General features: G+C 40.3%; 18 protein-coding genes. 13 read left to right on the top strand and 5 right to left on the bottom strand.

Going from position 1 to position 18,984, the window contains the following annotated elements:
- Window positions 1-211: 211 nt before the first annotated feature.
- Window positions 212-1,180, bottom strand: coding sequence for an MBL fold metallo-hydrolase (locus tag GSQ84_RS03705; protein WP_216848858.1), 969 nt, complete (start codon window positions 1,178-1,180; stop codon window positions 212-214).
- 152 nt (window positions 1,181-1,332) lie between these two features.
- On the opposite strand from GSQ84_RS03705, the gene GSQ84_RS03710 reads away from it, so the two are divergent.
- On the top strand, window positions 1,333-1,554 hold the full coding sequence (locus tag GSQ84_RS03710) for a hypothetical protein (RefSeq protein WP_158795894.1): 222 nt from the start codon (window positions 1,333-1,335) through the stop codon (window positions 1,552-1,554).
- 333 nt (window positions 1,555-1,887) lie between these two features.
- On the opposite strand, the gene GSQ84_RS03715 is transcribed toward GSQ84_RS03710, so the two are convergent.
- Window positions 1,888-3,345, bottom strand: coding sequence for an ATP-dependent RecD-like DNA helicase (locus tag GSQ84_RS03715; protein ID WP_158795895.1), 1,458 nt, complete (start codon window positions 3,343-3,345; stop codon window positions 1,888-1,890).
- 52 nt (window positions 3,346-3,397) lie between these two features.
- Between GSQ84_RS03715 and GSQ84_RS03720 the strand changes: the two genes are divergently transcribed.
- Genes GSQ84_RS03720 through coaD form a run of 3 tightly spaced genes read left to right on the top strand, consistent with a single transcriptional unit; the run spans window position 3,398 to window position 5,224 of the window.
- Window positions 3,398-4,231: a DUF3822 family protein gene (locus tag GSQ84_RS03720; RefSeq protein ID WP_158795896.1), complete on the top strand. Its 834-nt coding sequence runs from the start codon at window positions 3,398-3,400 to the stop codon at window positions 4,229-4,231.
- Window positions 4,222-4,761 (top strand): RsmD family RNA methyltransferase, encoded by a 540-nt coding sequence (locus tag GSQ84_RS03725; RefSeq protein WP_158795897.1) that lies wholly within the window; start codon window positions 4,222-4,224, stop codon window positions 4,759-4,761. Before GSQ84_RS03720 ends, GSQ84_RS03725 begins: the two co-directional genes overlap by 10 nt.
- Before the next feature lies 1 nt (window position 4,762).
- Entirely contained in the window at window positions 4,763-5,224 is a 462-nt protein-coding gene (coaD, locus tag GSQ84_RS03730; protein WP_158795898.1) for a pantetheine-phosphate adenylyltransferase, read from the top strand.
- On the opposite strand, the gene GSQ84_RS03735 is transcribed toward coaD, so the two are convergent.
- A complete protein-coding gene (locus GSQ84_RS03735; RefSeq protein ID WP_158795899.1) occupies window positions 5,213-5,842 on the bottom strand; it encodes an NUDIX hydrolase in 630 nt (209 codons plus the stop codon). The two genes, coaD and GSQ84_RS03735, sit on opposite strands and share 12 nt — an antisense overlap.
- A gap of 215 nt (window positions 5,843-6,057) precedes the next feature.
- Here GSQ84_RS03735 and pyrE point away from each other — a divergent pair, with 215 nt between their 5' ends.
- The 5 genes from pyrE to GSQ84_RS03760 all read left to right on the top strand — a co-directional run bounded on the left by pyrE (window position 6,058) and on the right by GSQ84_RS03760 (window position 13,447).
- Entirely contained in the window at window positions 6,058-6,708 is a 651-nt protein-coding gene (gene pyrE, locus GSQ84_RS03740) for an orotate phosphoribosyltransferase (RefSeq protein ID WP_158795900.1), read from the top strand.
- Between the two features lie 13 nt (window positions 6,709-6,721).
- Window positions 6,722-7,120: an SRPBCC family protein gene (locus tag GSQ84_RS03745; RefSeq protein ID WP_158795901.1), complete on the top strand. Its 399-nt coding sequence runs from the start codon at window positions 6,722-6,724 to the stop codon at window positions 7,118-7,120.
- Between the two features lie 240 nt (window positions 7,121-7,360).
- Window positions 7,361-9,973 (top strand): ATP-dependent chaperone ClpB, encoded by a 2,613-nt coding sequence (clpB, locus tag GSQ84_RS03750; protein ID WP_158795902.1) that lies wholly within the window; start codon window positions 7,361-7,363, stop codon window positions 9,971-9,973.
- A gap of 190 nt (window positions 9,974-10,163) precedes the next feature.
- Window positions 10,164-12,446, top strand: coding sequence for a glycosyltransferase family 4 protein (locus tag GSQ84_RS03755; RefSeq protein WP_158795903.1), 2,283 nt, complete (start codon window positions 10,164-10,166; stop codon window positions 12,444-12,446).
- Complete coding sequence (locus GSQ84_RS03760; protein ID WP_158795904.1) at window positions 12,446-13,447, top strand: glycosyltransferase family 4 protein; 1,002 nt, start codon at window positions 12,446-12,448, stop codon at window positions 13,445-13,447. The genes GSQ84_RS03755 and GSQ84_RS03760 overlap by 1 nt, the downstream gene beginning before the upstream one ends.
- A gap of 3 nt (window positions 13,448-13,450) precedes the next feature.
- Here the strand turns inward: GSQ84_RS03760 and GSQ84_RS03765 are convergent, their stop codons facing one another.
- The gene (locus tag GSQ84_RS03765; protein WP_158795905.1) at window positions 13,451-14,935 is read right to left on the bottom strand and encodes a glycoside hydrolase family 130 protein; all 1,485 of its coding nucleotides are present in this window, start codon (window positions 14,933-14,935) and stop codon (window positions 13,451-13,453) included.
- Window positions 14,936-15,335: 400 nt separating this feature from the next.
- Between GSQ84_RS03765 and GSQ84_RS03770 the strand changes: the two genes are divergently transcribed.
- The 4 genes from GSQ84_RS03770 to GSQ84_RS03785 all read left to right on the top strand — a co-directional run bounded on the left by GSQ84_RS03770 (window position 15,336) and on the right by GSQ84_RS03785 (window position 18,494).
- A complete protein-coding gene (locus tag GSQ84_RS03770; RefSeq protein WP_158795906.1) occupies window positions 15,336-15,968 on the top strand; it encodes an outer membrane beta-barrel protein in 633 nt (210 codons plus the stop codon).
- Between the two features lie 160 nt (window positions 15,969-16,128).
- The gene (locus GSQ84_RS03775) at window positions 16,129-16,761 is read left to right on the top strand and encodes an outer membrane beta-barrel protein (RefSeq protein ID WP_158795907.1); all 633 of its coding nucleotides are present in this window, start codon (window positions 16,129-16,131) and stop codon (window positions 16,759-16,761) included.
- Window positions 16,762-16,904: 143 nt separating this feature from the next.
- Complete coding sequence (locus GSQ84_RS03780) at window positions 16,905-17,789, top strand: polysaccharide deacetylase family protein (protein ID WP_158795908.1); 885 nt, start codon at window positions 16,905-16,907, stop codon at window positions 17,787-17,789.
- A gap of 108 nt (window positions 17,790-17,897) precedes the next feature.
- Entirely contained in the window at window positions 17,898-18,494 is a 597-nt protein-coding gene (locus tag GSQ84_RS03785) for a hypothetical protein (protein ID WP_158795909.1), read from the top strand.
- A 34-nt stretch (window positions 18,495-18,528) separates the two neighbouring features.
- Here GSQ84_RS03785 and GSQ84_RS03790 read toward each other — a convergent pair whose 3' ends face one another.
- A complete protein-coding gene (locus tag GSQ84_RS03790; protein ID WP_158795910.1) occupies window positions 18,529-18,984 on the bottom strand; it encodes a 3-oxoacyl-ACP synthase in 456 nt (151 codons plus the stop codon).

Genomic DNA, 18,984 nt, shown 5'->3' on the forward strand with positions numbered 1-18,984 from the left:
AGATAAGACTTTTTCAAAAAAAGATATCTAATCATATCAAATTCATAATCTGCTTCAAAAAAAAGTCATAACAAACCCTGGAAAAACAGTCATTTTGCCGAAAAGATAAATCGTTTATCATCATCCATGAAAATCACTAGCTTATCACAAAATGCTGTAACGTCAGTTAGGACATTAAAAAGAAGGAAGCTAATGCCGACAGAATCCGTATTTAGAAAAACATACTTTTCCCCTGCTCAGGAACAACCAGCTTAAGCTGGAGCAGGTTATCTTTTTCCAGCTCAGCGATCAGTTCCTGCTCCTCTTTTCCGAAGCTTTTCGTATGCGTGATCACAATACTAACTTTTTTTAAAGCAGCGGGGTTGGTTAGCTGACTTAGTTTCCCTAGCTCTGCCATCAATAAATGCGGCGTTAAATGTCCAAAAAGTAATTTTTCAGGCTGTTTATCAGGAAAGGACGTTTCTATGAAAATGGCTTTCAGCTGATTTTTTGTGATCAGAGGTGCAATATGTTCCCAGAGCTGTTGTAAACGGGTGGATTTTTCTACCTGATCTGAGCCGGTATCTCCCAGATATAAAATGTAAGCATCCTGATGGCCAATCAAAAAGGCTGAACTTTCATAAGACGGGCCATGACTTAAAGGAAAAGCCGTGACTTCCATTTCTGTACCTGCAAGCGCTTTCTTTTCATTTTCTTTAAGTGGCACATAAGTGTATTTGCCCAGTCGCGGCATCTCCCCTTCATTAGTGAAATTTGCCCATGCCTTCCAGGTAAAGTATTTATCCCTCAATACATCAATCACAGAAGGCAGTGCATAGATATTTTTTGGGGAGTCATCAGGTGAGTTCATGATCAAACCTGCTACGTGATCCAGGTGTGCATGGGAGATCAGGTAACCTTTGATATTATTTTTTACCACGTCTTCAGCATTCCCTTTAAATAGGTGATGGCTGATGGCTACATCTACACCATGCCTTATCGTTCCTGCGTCAGCACAAATAAAATTATTACTGCCTGAAGGGGCAATCATATATGAGGACAAATTACTTTCATCAAGTCCGCCTTTTACACCCAGAGGGATAACCTGAAAGGAATTTTCAATTTTTTGCTGCGCCAGCAAACTGTAATAGCATGCAAAGAGTAAAAAGGTAAAAACGATGTATGTTTTTTTGGTCATCATATTCTTTAGCTGAATGATATTGAAATGGTTTCATTTTTTATTCCGCCCTGACAAAGATATTAGAAGCAAAAATAAAAACACTCAACTAAATCAATTTAATTGGCAGGATTCATGTACCCGGTTACATGTCCATTTTCAAATATATATCATTTATGAAAAGCATACAGATTAAAATTGAACAAGTTGCCTATGAGATCGTTCAGTCCGTTCCAACGATAAATCTCTATCAGATCTTCCATTCGAAGGGTTCTTTTGAGATGACCAGGAAGAATAGTGGAGAATGGAAAGTACTAATGCAAAACCATCGTTCTGAAAATATGCCTCTGGCGACAATTGGTGAAGCGATAGAAGAAAAATTAGGCTTGGTAAATTAAGTTTTTGGCCTGTAGATTGTAGATTTAATTACTCAAAGCGGGGTATTTACCCTAATTTGATTTTTTTATTTAGCATTTGTATTTATTTATTACCTTCACCAAAAAATAAAACCATGGCAAATTCACAAGTAACTTTGATCATTCTTTCATTAAGTATCGTGATCGCATTAGTCACCATCTTTTTTTCATTTATCAAACAAAGACCAGAGGAGCATCACTAGATCCTGGTTTTTAGCTGTTTATTTCTCATCCATTTATATGGATTAAGTGGAAGCGATTCTTAAAGAAAGTAATGCATTCTGTTACTACAAATAGAAAACTTCGCAACCCTGCTTAAAAAGTCTCTTCCGCCGGATCGGCAAATAGATTAGGGGCAAAGTTAACCAGGAAAAGCTCCTGTTTTGCCCTGGTAACAGCGGTGTATAACCAGCGGAGAAATTCCAGGTCGACCATTTCATCGGTAAGATAGCCCTGATCCACAAAAACAGCATCCCACTGCCCGCCCTGTGCTTTATGGCAGGTAACAGCATAAGCAAACTTGATCTGCAGCGCATTATAATAAGGATCTTCTTTAATCGCCAGCAGACGTTCCCTTTTGTTGCTGATATGAGAATAATCTTCCGTCAGCCCTTCAAACATTTTCTTGCTGTCTTCATAAGAAAGGTTAGGTGTTTCCCCCTGTAGTGTATCCAGCATCACCTTACAGGTTACCTGTCCGGCATCGGGGTAATCCATAAATTCAATCTGCACTTCAGAAAAGCGAAACCCATATCTTTCTTCTTCATTACGTACCCTTACAATTCTCCCCATATCGCCATTGGCGATAAATGAAGTCGCCTCGTTATCCGGCAACCAGAAATAGTTGTTCCGCACTACCATGATCTGATCTCCCCCTGTCAGCTCTTCCTCACGGTATAACAAGCGTGCCCTGATCTGCTGATTGTAGACGTTTGCCGATTTGTTCGACCTGCACACCACCAGTGAATTTTCTATATCAAATTTTCCATACGCATATTCCAGTCCCTCTACCAGTTTTAATCCCGTCATGCGGAAAATGTCCCTGTAGCTTTTGGTCATGAACGTGGGTAAAGCCATTTTTTCGTCTGCCTCCCCTGCCGCTTCCTTTTCTATGTGGTCATTGATCAGGTCGCGGAGCATAGAAGCATTGGCCAGGATGCCCGATTTGCTACCCTGACGCACCACTTCCCTCAGTTCTACTTCAGTTACTTTTAACCCGAAGTTCTGTTCGAGATAATTTTTGTTTAAAGCTGGTGAATCCAGGCTTCCTACCGGAGGCAACTGAGCGGTATCCCCTACAAATAACACCCCGCAGTTCTTCCCATTGTAAATGAACTCCATCACATCCTTTAAAAAAGATGATCCGCTTTGTGTATTCCATTCATCTGCGATCATGGAAGCCTCATCAATGATAAACAAGGTACGTTCTGCCAGGTTGGGTGCCAGCTGGAAAGCCATTTCCAGAGACACTGCCGATCTCTTTCTGTAGATCCTTTTGTGAATCGTTAAAGCCGTCCGCCCGGAATAATTGGTCATTACTTTTGCTGCACGGCCCGTTGGTGCCAGCAATGCCGCCCTGTATTTAAACGCAGGCAAAGATTTTACCAGTGCCGCTACGGAGGTGGTTTTTCCTGTACCGGCATAACCTCTCAGGATAAAACAGCTGTTATCCAGGTCGCCCGACAAAAAACCGGCCATCTGCTGACAGAAAATAAACTGCTCGCCAGTAGGTTGGAATTGGTAAGACTGGGCAATTATTGAAGCTTTATCCATTTTACAAATATGCAATGGTGTGGTTATAGAAAAAAGAATTAATTTTGCTAAGATGAACAATAGTAAAAACAGCATTTTATTAGTGGATCCGGAATTTGATCCCCATACCGCTCCTGACTGTAATTTGTTATTGAAAATTACCGGAGACAGCTTTTCTTATGCGGTAATTGACAAGAACAGCAGGCAGCTAAAGGCTGTTTTTGACCAGCAGGACTGCGAAGATACCGTTAAAGAACTAGGTTTAGCTTTAAAAAACGACAGTTATCTGCGCCTTCCTTTCCGGGAGATCAAAGTTTCTGTTTATACCCCGGACACAATAGCTGTACCCAACAGGTTTTTTAATGCACAGGATTTAAGCAGTTACGCTAATTTTTTCTCTGAAGAAGCTCCCGGTAAGTTATACACTCAGCCTTTTGCACGTTTTGGCTTTAACTCAGTATTTAAACTGGAGCAGTTTGCTGAAGATACCCTGAACACTTACCTGTCTGGCGCAGCGAAATATGAGCAAAATGCCCCGGTGTTAGCGCTAGCCCCTACCGCAGAAGAAAGCAGTTTACTGCTTGATTTCACCGCAGGTTCTTTTAATGCGCTACTGCTGGCTAAAGATAAAGTGCTTTTCCAGAATAATTTCCAGGTAGAAAACACAGAAGAATTTACCTATTATTTGCTGCTGCTGATACAAGAGCTGGAACTGGACACTACTGCAGTCAGCGTATTGCTGAGCGGGATCATCCATCAGGAAGACGACTATTACAGTTGTCTGAACAAATATTTTCACCAGATTCATTTTAACCTCCCTCCCGCTGATGATATTGACCATGCGATCTTAGAAGATATGCCGGCTCACTATTACAGCACTCTGTTAGCTTTAGACCTATGCGTATAATCGGCGGTAAACTAAAAGGTATCCGCATGAATGCGCCTGCCAGTCTCCCTGTAAGGCCCACTACTGATATGGCCAAGGAAGCTTTATTTAATATTTTGTACAATTCTTACGACTTTGAAAGCTGCAATGTGCTCGACCTGTTTTGCGGAACCGGGAACATCAGTATAGAATTTGCTTCCAGGGGTGCACAGCATGTTACTTCGGTCGACAAACATTCTGGCTGTATCTATTGGGTAAAGTCGGTGATTGAACGCTATCAGCTCAATGAAATAGAGCTGCATAAAGCCGATGTGTTCAAATTCCTTGAACAGCATACCAAATCTTACCAGATCATTTTTGCAGATCCTCCTTACGACCTGTCCACTATTCCATTAATCCCGCAGCTGGTCGCAAAAAATAAACTGCTCACAGAAAATGGGCTACTGGTAGTAGAACATCCTTCACTGCTTAAACTAAAAGACCAGCCCGGCTATACAGAAACCCGCAGGTATGGTAATTCTTCGTTCAGCTTTTTTAATTATACCCCATAGTATGAAAACAGCACTATTCCCCGGTTCTTTTGACCCGCTTACTATTGCACATGCAGATATTTTAAAAAGGGCCCTGCCGTTATTTGACAAAGTGGTCATCGGAATAGGACTAAACAGTTCTAAACAGAGTTTTTTATCCGGAGAAGTTAGGGAAGAGATTGTAAAAGCAGTATTTGCAGGTTACGATAACATCGAGGTGCAATCTTATGAAGGCCTGACCGTAGATTTCTGTAAAAAGATCAGCGCTACCTACATGATTCGCGGGATTCGCTCGGTAGGGGATTTTGAATATGAAAGGGCCATTGCACAGATTAACCAGACAATGATGCCCGAGATGGAGACCATCTTTATCTTAAGTAAACCGGAATATTCGGCCATTAGCTCCACCATAGTACGGGATATTCTCCGTAACCATGGTGATGTAACGCCTTTTCTTCCTAAAGAAGCCCTATTATACCTTTAAAGCTTTTTCTTTGATTAATTTTCCTGCTTTTAATACGTCTACAATAGATGGATAAGTATTTTTAAGCACAGGTTTCAGATCGGCTGCTGTAAGCCATTCTGCTTTGGTAATGCCTTCTTCTTTCTGTGGGATCAGCTTAGGGCTTCCCTTCACTGTCATGCTGTACCAGTTGGTCCTTTTTAGCACCAGTTTCCCCGAAAGGTCATACACATGATAAGTTTTGCATAATCTTTTATCATTGGTATTGATCTTCACGCCGCACTCTTCCTCTACCTCACGCAGTCCTGCTTCTTTTACCCCTTCGCCTTTTTCTACTTTACCTTTGGGCAGGTCCCATTTTTTATTCCTGAAAATAAACAGGTACTCGCCTTTTGCATTTTGTACCAGCCCGCCAGAAGCTTTAATCAGCGTGAAGTTCTTTTTCAATTGTTTAAAAGCAGCTTTTGGATCGTCGCTGATCATTGCATATTGCTTAGCGGAAAGTTTACCCAGGCTGTCGTAAAAGGCCTTAAAGTTAAAATCATTTTCTTCTATTACCTGTATAGTTTCCTCCTGCTCCGGAAGTTTATCCGCAATCATGAGCGTGTTGTCGTTAAGGTAAATCCTGTATATTTTCATAGTCTGGTTATTAGTATAAATGCTTGCCTGCAGCTTTCTTCAATAGTTATTTATGGAAATAAAAGTATAAAAAATCTCAGCTATACCAAGCGGAATCGCAGATTTTTTAGTTTAAAAGGCCACACTTTCTATTTATTACATTGAGTATCAATTGCTGGCAAAAAAAGGACAATTGACCTATACAATTAAGGCTTTATTTTAAGTAATTTTGCCGTATGTACAATAAAAGTGATATTGAATTAAAGGTAGCTGAATTTTTACTTCAAATTAAAGCAATAAAATTGCAGCCAAATAATCCCTTTACATGGGCGTCAGGCTGGAAATCTCCAATTTATTGCGATAATAGGGTAACGCTGTCCCATCCCTCAATAAGAACATATATCAGGCAAAAACTAACCCAGCTGATACAGGAAGAATTCGGATCAGTAGACCTGATCGCAGGAGTCGCAACAGCAGGTATTCCGCAGGGGGTTTTAGTAGCACAGGAACTGGGCCTTCCTTTCGCTTATGTGAGAGCAAAAGCTAAAGAACATGGTACAGGGAGCCTGATTGAAGGTGAGATCTTTGAGGGTCAGCGCGTGGTAGTAGTAGAAGATCTGATCTCTACAGGAAAAAGTAGCTTACAGGCGGTAAACGCATTGAAAGAGGCTGGTTTATCTGTTGCAGGACTGGTATCTATCTTTACTTACGGGTTCGACTTAGCTGATGAAAATTTTAAAGAAGCAAAATGTCGTTTTGCAACATTATCCAACTATAATACGTTAATACAATACGCTGCCGAAAACAGCTTTATCGCACAAAGCGATGTTGATGTATTAAATCAGTGGCGCAGGAACCCAGCTGAATGGGGTAAAAATGTTGACTAACCATAAGATATTTATGACTGTTATTGAAAGTAGTACCCAAGTAAACCAGCCGGTAGAGAAAGTTTACGCTTTTTTAGCTGATATGAACAACCATCAGCAGCTGATGCCTGAAAATATTTATAACTGGACTTCTACCGTAGATGATGCCAGTTTTACCATACAGAATATGGCAAAACTGTCTATTAAAATTTCCAGCCGTATCCCTAACCAGGAACTGATCGCTATCCCCGCTGAAAAAGCACCTTTTGATATGGAATTGAAATGGACAGTAGCCGATAACGGAGATGGTACCACTACAGCCACCCACATTATTTCAGCAGATCTGAACATGATGATGAAAATGCTGGCCGCAGGGCCTTTAAAAAACCTGGCTGATCATCAGACAGAACGCTTAAGCGAGATATTAAACTAATATTTATAATTTTATTTAAAAGCTTGTCTTTTCAGGACAGGCTTTTTTTATGCATGTATATTTCATGATCTTCATCACAAATAAGAAATATAACGGATAATATTTTTATAAAATCGGACAAAAATTCAGTATAACATACTAAATATCAGTCATTTATTCAGTATAAAATACTTTAACCTGTCATAATTTCCGAACTCCTTCTTTTAGGCAAGATGGCACCTGTTTTGTTCCTCACTTTGCATGAACTTCAACAACTTTACGATAAAAGCACAGGAAGCGATTCAACAGGCTTCTGAAATAGCCCAGGGCAACCAGCAACAGGCTATTGAGACAGCTCATCTGCTTAAAGGCCTGCTTACTGTTGATGAAAATGTGGTTTCTTATGTACTGAAGAAACTAAATGTAAATTTAAATGTACTGAACCAGCAGCTGGATACGCAGATTGCTAAATTCCCTAAAGTAAGCGGTAGCAATGCCTATTTAACCTCAGGGTCTAATACGGCCATACAAAAAGCACAGTCATACCTGAAAGAATTCAAAGATGAGTTTGTTTCTGTAGAACATTTGCTGCTGGGTATTCTGGCGGGACATGATAGTACATCAAACCTCCTGAAAGATCAGGGTGTTAACGAGAAAGATCTGAAAAAGGCAATTGCGGCTTTAAGGGGTGATAACCATGTGACGGATCAGAATGCTGAAGCAACGTATAATGCTTTAAATAAATATGCCCGTAATTTAAATGAATATGCCGAATCAGGGAAACTGGATCCGGTAATAGGAAGGGATGAGGAGATCCGGCGTGTGATCCAGATCCTTTCCCGCAGAACAAAAAATAACCCGATACTGATCGGTGAACCTGGTGTAGGTAAAACTGCCATTGCTGAGGGGATTGCTTTCAGGATCATTAAAGGTGATGTTCCGCAAAACTTAAAAACTAAAACCGTTTATTCCCTCGATATGGGCTCCCTGATTGCAGGGGCAAAATATAAAGGCGAGTTTGAAGAAAGATTAAAAGCAGTAGTCAAAGAAGTAACACAGAGTGATGGCGATATCATCCTGTTTATTGATGAGATCCATACTTTAGTAGGCGCCGGTGGCGGTGAAGGTGCAATGGATGCTGCAAATATTTTAAAACCTGCATTGGCACGCGGAGAGTTACGTGCCATTGGTGCAACCACTTTAGATGAGTACCAGAAATATCTGGAAAAAGATAAAGCCCTGGAACGCCGATTCCAAAAAGTAATTGTCAACGAACCCGATACACAGGATGCCATCTCTATTTTAAGGGGATTGAAAGAAAGGTATGAAACACACCACAAGGTAAGGATCAAGGACGAGGCGATCATTGCTGCCGTAGAAATGTCGCAGCGATATATCAGTGACAGGTTCTTACCGGATAAAGCGATTGACCTGATGGACGAAGCAGCCTCAAAACTGCGTTTGGAAATGGATAGCGTTCCCGAAAACGTGGATGAGCTTGACCGTAAGATCATGCAGCTGGAGATTGAAAGGGAAGCGATCAAAAGGGAGAATGATGATAGGAAGGTAAAATCCCTTGGTGAAGAAATTGCCAATCTTTCTGCGGAACGCGATGAATTGAAAGCCAAATGGCAGGGTGAAAAAGATGTGGTGGATGGTATCAATACCCACCTGGAGCAGATTGAAAATTATAAACTGGAGGCCGACCAGGCAGAACGTGCAGGTGATTACGGAAAGGTAGCTGAAATACGCTATGGTAAAATCAAAGAGGCACAGGATAAAGTAGAACAGCTTAAAGTTACCCTTGAAAGTCAGCAGGGCGAAGGCCGTATGCTGAAAGAAGAGGTAACGGCTGATGATATAGCCGGTGTAGTGGCACGCTGGACAGGTATCCCGGTAACAAAGCTGGTATCCAGCGAACGTGAAAAACTGCTGCACCTGGAAGATGAACTGCATAAACGTGTGGCTGGTCAGGATGAGGCAATTGAAGCCATCTCTGATGCCATCCGCCGCTCAAGGGCAGGCTTACAGGATAAACGTAAGCCTATCGGATCTTTTATCTTTTTGGGAACAACAGGTGTAGGAAAAACTGAGCTCGCCAAAGCTTTGGCAGAGTTTCTGTTCAATGATGAGAATGCACTTACCCGTATTGACATGAGTGAATATCAGGAAAGACATGCGGTATCGAGACTGATCGGTGCGCCTCCGGGATATGTGGGTTACGATGAAGGTGGTCAGCTGACCGAAGCCGTGCGACGTAAACCTTATTCGGTAGTGTTGCTGGACGAGATTGAGAAAGCACATCCTGATGTATTTAATATTTTGCTGCAGGTGCTGGATGACGGCCGCTTAACAGACAATAAAGGAAGATTGGTAAACTTTAAGAATACCATCATTATCATGACTTCTAATATAGGCTCTCACCTGATCCAGGATAACTTCAAAGAATTGAATGATGTTAACAGGGATGAAGTGATTGCCAAAACAAAGAACGAACTGTTTGAATTGTTAAAACAAACCATTCGTCCGGAGTTTCTAAACAGGATAGATGAACTGATCATGTTTACTCCTTTAAACCGCAGCGAAGTAAGAAATATTGCAGCGCTTCAGTTTAAACATGTACAGGATACCCTGGCAGAAATGGGTATAGAGATTGAAGCATCTGTGGAGGCATTGGACTGGATTGCGGAATTAGGCTACGATCCTCAGTTTGGCGCAAGACCATTGAAAAGGGTGATTCAGAAGCGTATTCTGAATGAATTATCAAAGGAAATACTTGCCGGAAAGATCAGCAAGGACAGCAAAATCAGATTGGATATGTTCGACAATCATTTTGTATTCCTCAATACGGCCACAGAACCTACTGAAGCATAATTACTTAATAAAAAGGCCGGTTATTTTAAAAATAACCGGCCTTTTTTTATGCCCGCTGCTCCCCTCATCTGCAAAATCCTTTTAATACCATCTAATCGGTGTTATGGCACAGAATTGTGTCACAAAAGATTAGAATTAAAACATTGTGGCAGAATAATTGGTTAGATTGTTAAAATTCCTTATAATAAATATGAAAATAGCTTATATTTCTACGTATCCTCCACGCGAATGTGGTATAGCTACATTTAACAACAATCTTTTAAAAGCCATTGCACACGATACGAAAGCTGTTTCAGCAGATAGTTTTGTGGTAGCTATGAACGATTCTGAAGATCTGAATACTTATGAGTTCCCCAATGAAGTACAGTTCGTTATCAGACAGGAGAACCAAAAGGATTATATCAGGGCTGCAGATTATATCAACACCAGTTTAACTGATGTCTGCATTTTAGAACATGAGTTCGGTATTTTTGGTGGTGAAAGCGGCGTATATATCTTACCGCTGATTGCCCGTTTGCAAAAACCATTAATTACCATTCTGCATACAATTTTAAAGGATCCGTCCTATATGCAACTCACTATTATCAGGGAGATTGCAAAATACTCTTCGAAAATCGTAGTGATGAGTCACCGTGCCGTAGGCTTTTTGACTAGTATATATGGCATTCCTGAAGATAAGATTAAACTAATTGAACATGGTGTTCCGGATCTTGAACCCAAAGAAAATAATGAGATCAGAAATTCAGTAGCCTTCAGAGGTAAAAAATTACTGTTCACCTTTGGTCTGATCAGCAGAAATAAAGGACTGGAAACCGTTATCGAGGCCCTGCCTAAAATCGTTGCAGAAAATCCTGAAGTATTGTATGTGATTCTCGGTACTACCCACCCTGGAGTAATTAAAAACTCTGGTGAAGAATATCGCGATAGCCTGAAACGTTTGGCAAAAAAACTCAACGTTGAAAAAAACCTGATCTTCATCAACAAATTTGTATCTGAAGAAGAGCTGTATGATTACCTGACAGCAGCAGATATGTATATTACCCCCTACCTCAATGAAGCACAGATCACCAGCGGTACGTTATCTTATGCGGTAGGTGCCGGAGCAGCTGTGATCTCTACTCCTTACTGGCATGCCCAGGAATTACTGGCAGAAAACAGGGGTAAGCTGTTTGACTTTAAAGATTCGGACGGACTGGCAAATATTGTTAATGACCTGTTCGAAAATCAGGAACAACTGCATGAGTTAAAACTTAATGCCTACAATTATGGTTTGCATTTGCGCTGGCCAAATACAGGCAGTGTGTTCATCAATACCCTGCAAGAGGCGATAATTGATGCCAAGTCACTTGTAGATGAGAATAAACCTATTGTAGATCCTGATATGATGCCTGCTTTTAGCATGGCCCACGTACAGCGTTTAACGGATGATACCGGAATCGTACAACATGCAAAATATGGTATTCCTAATTTGAAAGAAGGATACTGCGTAGATGACAATGCAAGGGCTTTGCTTATGGTGATCATGGCATGGCAGCAAAATAAAAGTAAAGTGGCACTGGAACTCTTACCGGTATACCTTAGCTATATTCAATATATGCAATGTGATGATGGTAACTTCAGGAACTTTTTAAGTTTCAGAAGAGAATACCTGGATGAAGTAGGTACGGAAGATTCTTTTGGAAGAACAATCTGGGCATTGGGTTACCTGATCAATAACGCGCCGAATAATTCTTACAGGGAGTTTGCCAAAGAACTTTTCATCAAATCTATTCCCCATTTCGGCAAATTAACGCATTTGCGTGGATTGGCCAATACCATGATCGGTTTGAGCAGCTACCTGAAAGCACAGCCTTATGATGAATATTTCATTGAAGAATTAAACAAGCTGGCTACCCCACTTAAAGCTGCCTATCACGCCCATAAAGGGGAAGACTGGCACTGGTTTGAGGAAAAACTAACTTACGATAATGCAATCCTGCCTTTAGCACTATTATCTCATTATGAGACTACCCAGGATCAGGAATCACTGGCCATTGGCCTTGAAAGCATGGAATACCTGACAAAAATGACCTTAGAAGATAAAGGTTACCTGAATCCGGTAGGAAATGACGGATGGCTGTTTCGGGGAGAAGATATGGCAATCTATGATCAGCAGGCTATAGAAACCATGGCGATGGTACTGATGTACTTTAAAGCTTATGAGATTACCCACGACTTAAAATATATCAAACAGATGTACTTGAGTTACCAGTGGTTCTTAGGAGAAAACAGCCTCAGGTTGCCTCTGTATGATTATGAAACTAAAGGTTGCGGTGATGGTTTACAGCCTTATGGTGTAAACAGGAACCAGGGCGCAGAAAGTACCCTTGCCTACTGGATCTCACATTTGACCGTATTAAAATCCCTTGAATTTGAATATGAATTCAGCGGAAATAAAGAAACAACTTCATCAGCTAAGGAACCAGTCCTGTAATGAAGGTAGCAGTTTTATCACCTGTGGCATGGAGAACTCCTCCACGCCACTATGGCCCTTGGGAACAGGTTGCTTCTAATTTAACAGAAGGCCTCGTTGCCGCAGGCATAGAAGTAACGTTATTTGCCACAGGCGATTCTGTCACAACTGCTGCATTAAATAGTGTAGTGAAGAAAGGTTATGAAGATGAACATGGACAGGATGCCAAAGTGCTGGAATGCCTGCACATCAGTAACCTGATGGAACAGGCGGCAGACTTCGACCTGGTTCATAACCATTTTGATTTTTTACCACTTAGCTATTCAAAATTGATTCAGACACCCATGATTACTACGATTCATGGGTTTTCTTCTGAAAGGATCATTCCGGTATATCAAAAGTATAATGACAGCAGTTATTTCGTTTCTATCAGTAACGCCAACAGGCATCCCCTGCTGGATTATTTGGGAACGGTTTACAATGGACTGGACACCACAAATTTCACATTCATTCCCGAAGCCGGCGATTACCTTTTATTCTTTGGCAGGATACATCCCGATAAGGGAACAGCAGAAGCGATACAAATTGCTTTAAAAAGCAAAAGAAAGCTGTTGATTGCAGGGATCATCCAGGATGAAAACTATTACAGGGAGAAAGTAGAACCTTATTTAAGTGAAGATATTATATTTCTTGGCTCTGCGGGGCCCGCACAGCGGAATGAACTCTTAGGGGGAGCTTATGCCCTGCTGCATCCCATTAACTTTGCTGAGCCTTTTGGAATGAGTGTGGCTGAAGCCATGTTATGCGGAACGCCTGTCATTGCTTTTAACAAAGGGTCTATGCCAGAATTGATAAAGAATGGAAAAACCGGCTTCCTGGTAAATAACGTAGAAGAGGCTGCCCTGGCTGTTTCACAGCTCGGAAAAATTGACAGGAAAAGATGCCGGATATGGGCAGAACAACAATTCTCTAAAGAAAAAATGGTAGAAGACTATTTAGCCCTCTACCATCAGATCTTATAATTTTTATACTTTTTCCTGCTTGGCACTGCCAGAACTCAATAGTTTTTCCAATAAAAGGTCAATTTTCACTGAAGCAAAAGAAGAACAGTAATCGGATAATCCATAAGGAATGATCAGTTCGCCATTGTGAATGATAGATCCACACGAATACAGTACATTAGGTACATATCCTTCCCTTTCGTCATTATTTGGGATGACCAGCGGTTCTATTAGACGGCCGATCTCTATTGAAGGATCTTCCAGGTCTAATAAGCTGGCACCTAACACATACCTCCGCATTGGCCCTACACCATGGGTGATCACCAGCCAGCCGGCTTCTGTTTCTATCGGTGAACCGCAGTTACCGATCTGGATAAATTCCCAGGGAAACTCTGGCGATTGCAGTTTAACAGGGTGGTCCCACACCGTGATCTTATCTGAATACATCAGGTAGTTATTCCAGCCGTCTATCCTCGAGATCATGGCATACTTTCCATTGATCTTACGCGGAAACAAAGCCAGGTTCTTGTTGGCCGCTCCTGCGCCGTGCAAAGGACTGATCTTAAAATCGTAAAAATCGGTTGTCTGCAATAACTTGGGCATGATCATCGCACCATCAAACGCAGTATAAGTAGCATAATAAACCACAGTTCCATCTTCCTTGATAAAACGGACAAAACGGGCATCTTCAATTCCTTTGCGTTCAAACTCTGAAATCGGAAAGATCACGCGGTCTGATATATCGGTATCCCTTGAAAAACTGATTTCATGATAGGTATCAGATAACCAGAGCACTTTATCATATTCCAGTTTTTTCAGGTCATCTTCCTGCAGGTTCCGTGACTCCAGGATGATCCTTCTGAGAATGGTATAATCAAATTTATCTTCCAGTTTAGTGCCCAGCTCATCCAGGATGTTCAGATCAATCATGGAATCAGCTGCCTTTTTCAGGAATAGTTTTTTATTGTAAATCGCGTTGCGTACAACTTCGGCCTCATCAATATAATTTCCGGCAGGGTTCACAGTGATATTTCCATTACCATCAATCAATGCCCTTCTAAAGACAACTGATGAAATGTGACCTTCCCCTACTGCCCTAAAGCTAATGATCAGCCTCTTTTCACCTTCGGCCAGTTCCGACTGATCGGGATCTAACACCACTGAGGGGTTAAAAAAGGCAGCAGATTCAATAGAATATTCGTGGGTAAAATAGGACCCCAGTAAAAACCGCTGGTATTTACTGAGCGATTCATAATCGATATCCATTTCATCCATGCAATATTTTATTTTTTTGCAGTTGCGTGCAAGAATCTTGGTGATATTCCTGTGCCTCTTGGAGTACTCCTGTAATATAGGTGAAATGAGACCAAAAACATCCGGAGCAGATAGCGCCAGAACTCTCTTGATCACTTCTTTGGCCCGCTCATCTCCGTTAAAAAAAAATCTGGCAATTACACGTTTGGGATCGGGATATACTTTAATCGGTTTGCGTTCTATTAGTAGTCTCATAATGCAATAACGTTTTTATCCTCCATAAAGGTTTTATGAATTTAGATTTTTTTTTATTTAAAAGTCGCTGATTTTTTTTAATTCGTTCTTAAAGATTAAAAAACAATTAAAAAATCTGACAAAACTACCCCATTTGAACTGACAATCTAACAAACAAAGTCAAACTGTCTTAAATTACGTAAAGTTAATTTTTTGTTAACCGCGTGTTAATTGTCATAACAAAATAATAATGGGAAAACTAAAACATTTTATCTTGCTATCCAACAATGATTTACAAAAAACATGATTTCCAGCTGATAAAGCAACTTTATGTTTGGCACCAGTCTTGACTATATGCAAAACATAGTCAGAAACTAAAAACAAAACATCTGGCTCATTTATAAATTAAAAAAGCAACAAAATGAAAAAATTACTATTTTCTCTAATCGCACTTACAGGATTAGCATTAACTACACAAGCACAAACAGAAAAAGGTACATGGACTTTAGGCGGTGACGTTGAGTTGAACACTGGTAAAGTTGATGGTAACCCAAAATCAAATGTTAACTGGTTAGTAGAACCAACAGTAGGTTACTTTGTAGCACACAACTTTGAAGTTGGTACAGCTATCGGTTACAGTTATGATAAATCTTACAGTACTGCTACTGTTGGTGGTGTTACAACTGGTGAGTCATTCAAAACTACGGCTTTCGTAGTTGCCCCTTATGCACGTGCTTACAAAAACATCACTGATCAATTTAAATTCTTCGGTCAATTATCTGTACCAATGTCATTCGGTAAAGACAAAACTGGTGATGCTAACGGTGACAACTTTGTAAAAACTAATAGCGAAAACAACGTTGGTGTAGCTTTATCTCCAGGTTTCGCATTTTACCCAAGCAAATCATTCGGTATCGAATTTTCTGTTAATGGTATCAGCTACAACACTGACCGTTTAAACGATGCTAACGGTGATAAAATCAGCAATGACAAAAGCTTCAATATTGGTGCAAACTTTTTCGCTCCAAAAATTGGTGTTAAATTCTTCTTGTAATATGTAGATTCTCTACGCAAGTTTTTAGTAACAGAGAAGGCCTGGCAAATTTGTCAGGCCTTTTCTGTGTAAACTTTTTGTATCAATTAAAGTTACCATTCTATTTTAGTATAAATTTTCTATTTTTATAGAAAACCTAAATTAAATCTTAAAAAATAGAATGAAAAAATTATTATTATCGTTATTAGCCGTTTCTGCATTAGCATTTACTGCACAGGCACAAACTGAAAAGGGTAACTGGACATTAGGTGGCGCAGTTATATTTGATACATACAAATTAGATTACCTTCCTAAAAATAATACCAGCTGGGCCGTAGAGCCAAGTATAGGTTACTTTGTGGCCCATAATATTGAAGTGGGCACCAGCATTGGTTACGTATATAATAAGTATTATACAAATAATGCAGGTGGTGGTATCACCTCATACACTGCAATTAAAACAGCAGCATTTGAAGTTAGTCCTTATGCACGTGCCTACAGAAACATCACCGATCAATTTAAATTCTTCGGACAGCTATCTGTACCACTGTCATTTGGAAATACGAAGAATAGCGCTACTGATGATGGAAACTATACAAAAGTCAATGGCAACCATTCTGTCGGCGTAAATTTATCTCCGGGCTTAGCATTCTTCCCGAGCAAAAGATTCGGTATCGAATTTGCAGTTAATGGTATCGGCTACAATACATCCCGTAATAATGATGGAAGTGGTAACAAATTGGGCGAAACCAAAGACTTTAGCATTGGTGCCAATTTGCTTGCCCCAAAAATCGGTGTTAAATTCTACCTATAACACCTTAGCTTTTCTGCATAAAAATTAAAACGCCCGAAGCGTCTGCAATTTGCAAGGCCTTCGGGCGTTTTAATTTAAATTATCCTGAATATTGATGATGATTTCATAGTTTTGCGGCCAACGTACATTTATCAATTACCTTAATGAAACAATACATCTTATCAATCACTGCAGCAGCACTTTTATTCAGTTCTGGCTGTCAGTCCAAATCTAAAAATAACAGTACTTCCGCAGCTGCAACAGACACTACCGCTACTGCAACTTCAGGTTCTTCATCTACTCCTCCTCAAACAGGCAAAAACATTGATATCACAAAGATCAAAGTAGCCGACGCAAAGACCATTTTAGCACGTAAACAGGTACCTGTTTTATGTTACCATCAGATCCGCGACTGGAAACCTACAGATTCCAAAGCAAATAAAGATTATATCGTTCCTATCGCTGTATTTAAAGCACAAATGAAAATGCTGGCCGACAGCGGATATCATACTATCCTGGCCGATCAGTTATATGATTACCTGAACAACGGAACGGCTTTACCCAGCAAACCAATTGTGTTAACTTTTGATGATACTGATGTAGACCAGTACACGATTGCTGAACCTACTCTAACCAAATACGGTTACAAAGGGGTTTATTTCGTGATGACTGTTTCTATCGGCAGACCTCATTACATGAGCAAAGCGCAGATCAAAGACCTTTCAGATAAAGGAAATCAGGTGGAGTCACATACCTGGGACCACCACAACGTGAAAAAATATGTAGGTAAAGACTGGGAGATCCAGATTGATAAACCAACAAAAACTCTGGAAACGATTACCGGTAAGAAAATGTACCACTTCGCTTATCCATTTGGTTTGTGGAACCCGGAAGCTATTCCTGAATTAAAGAAAAGAGGTTTCAAAAGTGCATTTATCTTAGGCACCAAACGTGATGAGCAAAATCCTTTATTCACCATCAGAAGGATCATCGCCAGTGGATACTGGACACCGAAAACATTAAGCAACAGCATTAAAAATAGCTTTTAATACGCTGACAAAAAAAGAGCTGCCATCAATCATGAGCAGCTCTTTTTTTTGCCATTAATTTTTTTTACTATTCCGCTACCAGTTGATTAGCTTAGACTATAACAGAAAATGCTCGAAATAGATATCAAATCAAATTTATTAAACAGGCAGCGTAAACTGATCATTAATGCAGAGCTTATCGAGTTCGATGACACTAACTGGAGGCACACCCCAGCCACTCAATTTTCACGAAGGGAAGTAGAAGCAATTAGGTTCGGCATCAAACCTATACGGGGTTATAGTTTTATTATCGGACGGAAATACTGCATCGATATCAAAGGTCTTGATGACAGGGTAATTAAAATCCGATTGGTTTCACTCTATGGGATCAGGAGAAAATCATTGGACGAAAAATTTAACCAGATCTTACAGGCTTTCTTCGATACCCATCAAAAGGATATTGTAAATTATTACCTTGAAATATTTCATAGCCAAATTGAGATCAATATCTTGGGAACTTCCTTTCGACAATCAGGGGTGGTTTTGAATGGAAAAGAGGTAGCTTGGAATGACCTTGGTCATAAGGCCTATTATAGCTATTATGCCCTGTATGCTAAAAGTGAACCGACTAACTATAGAAGCTATAACTACCTTAATGACTGGAACACAGCTGTAGTCTATAGTTTTTCCAGACAAATCCTTGCTGATAAAGGTTTATTAGATTAGTCAGTTCAATTCTATATAAAGGCGGGTACCCTAATCAATCTATTTTTTGAATAGTATATTCATTTTGATTAAAGCTGAAAGACTCCCCTATCTGTTTGCCGATCATTAATTTACCAATAGGCGAAGCAAAGGAAACAGCAAAAACCAGTTGATCATCAACTTTGATCTGTCCTGCACTGATACTGATATAAAATATCCCCTTATTCGTATAGACCACACTTCCGTTCCTGACTGTATCACCAGTGGCCGGCAGGCTTTCCAATGAGGTTAGCAATTGTAAATTCTGCTGTCCGTCAAACAGCAGGTTTTTAGTCCTGGCAATATCCTGTGATACCATTTCGCGCGTGGTCTCAAACTTGTCCCCCGCACTGCTCTTGGTATCGTCATTGCTGGCCTCTTGCGATTGTTTAAGCGCAGTTTCAGCTGTATTGATCCGCTGCAGGATAAACTCCATGCAGTACTGATATAATTTTAATTTAAAACCTTCCAT

Origin of the sequence: Pedobacter sp. L105, assembly GCF_009765875.1 — a bacterium.
Taxonomy (GTDB): domain Bacteria; phylum Bacteroidota; class Bacteroidia; order Sphingobacteriales; family Sphingobacteriaceae; genus Pedobacter.